Annotated in this window: 5 protein-coding genes and 1 pseudogene; 5 read left to right on the forward strand and 1 reads right to left on the reverse strand. The window is 30.1% G+C overall.

Translation table 11 applies throughout. The annotated features are described in order from the left end of the window. The 5 genes from ACTG3S_RS03800 to gldA all read left to right on the forward strand — a co-directional run. Positions 1-429: GLPGLI family protein (locus tag ACTG3S_RS03800; protein ID WP_439128044.1), on the forward strand; the 429-nt coding region annotated here is incomplete at its 5' end. Positions 430-531: 102 nt separating this feature from the next. Continuing rightward, positions 532-1395, forward strand: coding sequence for a GLPGLI family protein (locus ACTG3S_RS03805; protein WP_439128045.1), 864 nt, complete (start codon positions 532-534; stop codon positions 1393-1395). A 24-nt stretch (positions 1396-1419) separates the two neighbouring features. After that, positions 1420-4212 (forward strand): carboxypeptidase-like regulatory domain-containing protein, encoded by a 2793-nt coding sequence (locus ACTG3S_RS03810; protein ID WP_439128046.1) that lies wholly within the window; start codon positions 1420-1422, stop codon positions 4210-4212. Positions 4213-4287: 75 nt separating this feature from the next. Continuing rightward, the gene (locus ACTG3S_RS03815) at positions 4288-5049 is read left to right on the forward strand and encodes a hypothetical protein (protein ID WP_439128047.1); all 762 of its coding nucleotides are present in this window, start codon (positions 4288-4290) and stop codon (positions 5047-5049) included. Between the two features lie 98 nt (positions 5050-5147). After that, entirely contained in the window at positions 5148-6044 is an 897-nt protein-coding gene (gene gldA / locus ACTG3S_RS03820; protein WP_439128048.1) for a gliding motility-associated ABC transporter ATP-binding subunit GldA, read from the forward strand. Positions 6045-6195: 151 nt separating this feature from the next. On the opposite strand, the pseudogene ACTG3S_RS03825 reads toward gldA, so the two are convergent. Then, positions 6196-6431, reverse strand: a pseudogene (locus ACTG3S_RS03825) (HAD family phosphatase); the annotation flags it as partial.

Below are 6431 nucleotides of genomic sequence, written 5' to 3' on the forward strand. Positions count from 1 at the left end.
GTAATGTCTTCTGAAACAAAAAATATTGGAAAATACACCTGCTATAAAGCTACCTACACAAAAGAAGTAGAAAATAAAAAAGCAACATTTGTAGATGGTAAATCAGAAATTAAAACCATAAAAGAAAAAGTAATAACAACCGCTTGGTATACACCAGAAATACCTTTAAGCAATGGGCCAGATAGTTACCAAGGCTTGCCAGGTTTAATTTTAGAAATTAATGATGGTAAAAACACCATTGTTTGTACTGAAATTATAATAAATCCATCTGAAAAAGTAGCAATTAAAGAACCTAAAAAAGGTAAAGTAGTTTCTCAGAAAAAATTTAATAAAATCCAAGAGAAAAAGTCTAATGAACTGATGGAAAAATTTAAGAGCAGAAACGGTATGGACTTAGGAAATGGTGTCAATATTAAAATGGGAGGATAATTTTTATCTAAAAATAAAATAGTAGATTAAACTTTTAAGGTTTTTTTAAGTCTTATGAGAAACGTTTAATACTATTTTCGTATAAAATTAGATAAAAAAATAATGAAACAATTAATTACATTAGTCTTAGCCTTTGTTACAGTTAGTACATTTGCTCAGAAGAATTTTCAAGGAAAAGCAACATACATGTCTAAAACTACTTTAGATATGAGCAGTTGGGGAAGCAGAATGAACAGCATGTCTGAAGCCCAAAAAAAACAAATAGCAGAGAGAATGAAATCGATGCTAGAAAAAACATACATCTTAAGTTTTGATAAAACTGCTTCTATTTATAAAGAAGATGAAAAATTATCTGCACCAGGTTCAAGAGGTGGTATGAGTTGGGGAGGAATGTCTGGTGGAGGAACCAAATATAAAAATACCAAAGACTTAGTGGCATTAGAAGCAACAGAATTTTTCGGAAAAAACTTCTTAATTTCTGATACGATGAAAATGCCAAAGTGGGAGCTAGGTAGCGAAACAAAAAAAATTGGAGAATACGTTTGTTACAAAGCGACGCTAACCAAAGATGTAGATGCTACAGATTGGAGAAATATGAGAAGAAGAAATAGAGATGATGATAAGAAAAAAGACGATGCTAAAAAAGACTCTACTGCAACTGTAAAAGTTACTGAAGATATTGAAATTCCAAAACAAATTACAGTAACAGCTTGGTATACACCACAAATACCAGTTAGCAATGGCCCAGGAGAATATTGGGGTTTACCAGGTTTAATTTTAGAAATTAACGAAGGTAGAACAACTATTTTATGTACAGAGATTGTAATAAATCCTGCAGATAAAATAGAAATTGAGCAACCTAAAAAAGGCGATGAAGTTACAAGAAAAGAATATGTAAGTATCATCACTAAAAAAATGGAGGAGATGAGAGCAAATTTTAGAGGTAGAGGAAGAGGTAGATTCTAATAAAAAAATACTAAAAAATACACAATGAAAAAATTACTACTACTAACCATTTTTATGGTTACATTTATTACTAGTGCCCAAATTAAACTTTCAGGGGTTGTAAAAGACAGTATTGGTAGTCCATTAGAAATGGCTAATGTACTGGCTATTAATAAAACTACTAAAAAAATGGCTTCTTATGGCTTTACAGATGCTAAAGGAAACTATAAATTAGACTTAGATAAAAACAGTTCTTTTGATATAAAAATTAGTTACATTGGTTATAAAACAGCCAATTTTGTGGTAACTACCACCACCGAAAATATTGTAAAAAACGTTACTTTAAAAGAAGATAATTCTTTAGACGAAATTACAGTAGTTTCTAAAATGCCAGTAACCATAAAAGGAGACACCATTGTTTACAATGCAGACTCTTTTAAAAACGGTACAGAACGTAAATTAGAAGACGTACTTAAAAAACTACCTGGAGTAGAGGTTAACGATGCTGGCCAAATAGAAGTAGAAGGTAAAGTTGTAGAAAAAATTACTGTAGATGGTAAAGAGTTTTTTAGCGGAGATACCAAGTTGGCTTCTAAAAACATTCCTTCTAATGCAGTTGATAAAATACAAGTATTAAGAAATTTCTCTGATGTAAATCAATTAAGTGGTGTGCAGAATAATCAAGATAGAGTTGCCATCAACATAAAATTAAAAGAAGGTAAAAAGAATTTTTGGTTTGGAGACGTTTATGCAGGTGCTGGTTTTACACCAAGTGATGATTTATATCTGTTTCAACCAAAATTATTTTATTACAGCCCAAAATATACCTTAAACGTTATTGGTGATATTAACAATTTAGGAGAAGCTGTTTTAAATAGAAGAGATTTAAGAGGTTTTACCGGTGGCTTTAGAAGCCAAAGTCCATCAAATGGTACTAATATAAATTTGGCAAGTGCCGGTATTGGTTTTTTAACACCAAATGCAAGAAATGCAAATAGAATAGAAACTAAGTTAACTGCCTTAAACTATAGCTATTCTCCCAATAAAAAATTAGATTTTAGTGGATATTTAATTTGGTCTAGCAATAGTAATGGGCAAAGAAATAGAAATATTATCAACTATAATGATCCATCCATACCAGATGATGTGACAGATAATACAACAGATCAAACTAGTAATTCTGGCTTGTTTAATTTTAAAACTATTTACAAGAAAGACATCAACAATCAGTTAAATTATGATTTTAATGGTCGTTTTACAAACGAGTTTAGATTCGATAATGGTACGTCTCAAATAATAGGTAACAATGTGCCTATTGTAGAAAACGAAAATGCGACACCATTTACTATCAATCAGAATTTAAGTTACTTTTATACTGCCAACGAAAACAATATTTTTGCTTTAGAGGTACAGCATCAATTGCAAGATGAAGATCCTTTTTATGTGTCTTCTATAGAGAACTTAGATCAAGACCCAAACAACAATGCAGACGGTTTTGATTCTGCTGCAGATGTGTTAGGTTTAGACAAAACACAACAATTTTATACTTTAGAACAAGACAGACGTGTAAAATCAAATCAATTAGATGCCAAGTTAGATTACTATTATATTATCAATAATAAAAGTAACTTTAACTTTGTGGGAGGTACTATTTTAAGTAAACAAAACTTTGATTCTAGGTTTTTTCAACTTTTAGATAATGGCAGTACATTAGACCCAAATTTAAATATACCAAATGTACCCAATGCAAGTAATACCAATGATGTAGAATATAATTTTTCAGACATCTATGCAGGTATGCGTTACAGAGTAAAAGCGGGTATTTTTACTTTTAGACCAGGTTTTACCGCACATTCTTATAACTTAAATAATACGCAAGCAGGTATTACAACAGATTTTAAAGATTCTTTTACAAAAATTTTACCAGAATTGAATATTATTGCTCAATTTAAAAAGAGTGAAAGTTTAAGTTTTAACTACAGGCAAAGCGTTAATTTTACAGACGTAAACCAAGTTGCAGAAGGTATCGTTGCAAGAAATTTTAATTCTTTTTTCTTTGGAAATAATGATATTATGAATGCAAGAGTAGAAACGACGAGCTTAAATTATAGCAGTTTTAATTTATTTAACAATCTATTTATTTTTGGTAGATTAAGTTATAATAAAACAATGGAGCAAATAGCTTCCATTGCAGATTTTGTACCCAATCCAAATAATGCAAATGTAAGATCTAATGTATCTACAAATACTAATTTAAACTTACCTTTTGATGTTGAATCTATTTCTGCATTTGGGCGTATTACAAAAACGTTTAGAAAGATTAGAACTAGTTTAAATGCAAACTTTTCAGATGCTCAAGCATATCAATTATTTGGCGCAGAAACAACAAAATTGAACACCCAAAGTTATACAATTACGCCAGGAATTAGAACCAATTATATAAAAGCACCTAACGTTAGTTTAAATTATAGAGCTTCTTTTTCAGATCAAAATAGAACCGAATTAGGATCAGGAAATACCTCTAATTTTAAATCTGTTACGCATGCACCTTCTATAAATTTTGATGCTTATATCTGGAATTCATTAACCGTAAGGTCAGATTTTTCTTACAATGAAGTTAGACAAAATGGGCAACATCAAAACTCTTTTAAAATATGGGATTTTTCAATGTCATACAGAAAAGATAAAGATGCAAAATGGGAGTATGAGTTTCAGGCGAGTAACATTTTAGGAACGGAATCTAGAGTAAGTGTTAACAATGGAAATATTTCGAACTCAATTAATGAGACTTTTATTTTACCAAGGTTAGTAACGTTTAGAGTACGTTATCAATTATAAAATTTACAAAATATATCATAAAAAAATGGCTCAATTTATTGAGCCATTTTTTATTTACTTTAGTATTTTCGCAGTATGAGTTTACTGGCATCAAAATCTCCGTTTTATGCGACTTTTAAAACGCTAGGTCTTTTGTATTTGTTTTTTGTGGTTGGTTTATTTTTAGATAGTTTTTACATGGTAAAAATCACTAAAAATGCACAATGGTATGCAAATGCTTTAATGCTTACTGTTTTTTTTATTACTTTTTTTTACGTCACAAAAACCATAAAAGAACGAATGGTTTTTGCTGTTTTATTAGGTTTTGTTGGCGAGTATTTGTTCTCTGTTGCTTTAGGTATGTATACTTACAGGTTAGAAAACGTACCTCTTTACATTCCATTTGGGCACGCTTTTGTTTATATTGCTGTGTACTGTTTTTCAAAAGCGGCATCCATAAAAAATATTAGAAAATCATTAGAAAAGTTTCTCGTTATTTTTATTTTAATCTATGCAGCTGTATTTCTTTTTTTTAAGAATGATGTATTCGGTTTTGTAATGACAATTGCTACATTACTCATTTTAAGAAACAAACCAAGAGAGCGTTTATTCTATTTAACCATGTATATTTCTGTAGTAGTTTTAGAGCTTGTAGGCACAACCTACAAATGCTGGTTTTGGCCACCCATTGCATGGGATATTTTTACTTTTTTACCAAGTGCAAATCCACCAAGCGGAATTAGCTTATTCTATTTTTTATTAGATCTAGGAACCTTATGGTTATATAAACAGCGGCATCGAGAAACTTGGCAACGAATGAAAAACATTAGAAAAATTAGTTTAAAATCTATAAACTAAAAAAGCGTTAATTTCGTTTTAAATAATATAAATTGATATAGGTTTTTAAAAGATAAAGATTTGTATTAAAAGTTTCTCTAATAGTTAAAATTTAATAAATGTCAATAAAAGTTTTATCGATATCTAAATTATATAATCAACAAAAAGCATTAAATGAAATTTCTTTTTCGGCTAAAAAAGGTGAAATAATTGGTTTTTTAGGGCCAAATGGTGCAGGGAAATCTACCATGATGAAAATCTTAACAGGATTTATAAAACCAAGTTTAGGAGAGGTATTTGTAAATGATATAAATGTGTTACAAAAGCCTTTAGAGGCTCAGAAAACCATTGGATATTTGCCAGAACACAATCCTTTATATAAAGATATGTATGTGCGCGAATATTTGCAATTTCAAGCAAGTTTATATAAGGTTGATAAGAGTAACATAGAAACTTGTATAGAAAAAGTTGGTTTGCTTGCAGAAGCGTATAAAAAAATTCATCAATTATCTAAAGGATATCAACAAAGAGTAGGTTTAGCTGCCGCTATTTTACACAACCCTTCTGTTTTAATTTTAGATGAGCCTACAACAGGTTTAGATCCTAATCAATTAGTAGAAATTAGAGCTTTGATAAAAGAATTGGGTAAAGACAAAACCGTGCTTTTCTCTACACATATTATGCAAGAAGTAGAAGCGGTCTGCGATCGAGTTATCATCATAAAAAAAGGTGAAATAATTACGGATAAACTGCTTTCTGAACTGCAGCAAAATAAGCAACAAACCATCAAGGTTATTTTTAATTCAGCAATTGAAGAATCTCAAATTAAAACACTAGAAAATCTTGTTCTATCAAAAATTATAGGGAATAATACTTGGCAACTTACTTTTAATGCTGAAGAAGATATGCGTTCTAAAATTTTTGATTTTGCACAAGAAAACGGTTTTAAAGTTTTAGAATTGAGTTCAGAAAATAAAACTTTAGAAAGTTTGTTTAGAGAATTGACTTTGCAATAAACAACTTTAAATTACTTCCTTTTGGAGTTTGCAATACGCGTTAAGGATTGAGCCTTTCGTCTAAGCTCAAGACAGGCTCTATGTTTGAACTCTTTTTTGTTTTTTCAGCAAAAAAAGTGAGTAGCGAAAACCTGACCTGAAAGGGAACGCCCTAAAAATTATTATTTTGTAAATATTGATAAGCCTCTAATAAAGTGGGAAAAACCAATTGACTACCTGCATTTTTTAATTCCTCTTCAGTATATTGAGTTAGAATACCAATAGGAATCATGCCCGCTAATTTTGCAGCAGTTGTGCCTGTTAAACTGTCTTCGAAAACCCAAATATTTTTAAAATCATTTTTTGTGAAACCCAATGCTTTTGCTAATGTTATATAAGCTTCTGGAT

The organism is Polaribacter sp., assembly GCF_965656025.1.
Taxonomy (GTDB): domain Bacteria; phylum Bacteroidota; class Bacteroidia; order Flavobacteriales; family Flavobacteriaceae; genus Polaribacter.

Bases quoted from the DNA above. Each gene is read 5' to 3' on its own strand.
- ACTG3S_RS03805 (WP_439128045.1), top strand. From the start codon at position 532: ATGAAACAATTAATTACATTAGTCTTAGCCTTTGTTACAGTTAGTACA.
- ACTG3S_RS03810 (WP_439128046.1), top strand. From the start codon at position 1,420: ATGAAAAAATTACTACTACTAACCATTTTTATGGTTACATTTATTACT.
- ACTG3S_RS03815 (WP_439128047.1), top strand. From the start codon at position 4,288: ATGAGTTTACTGGCATCAAAATCTCCGTTTTATGCGACTTTTAAAACG.
- gldA (WP_439128048.1), top strand. From the start codon at position 5,148: ATGTCAATAAAAGTTTTATCGATATCTAAATTATATAATCAACAAAAA.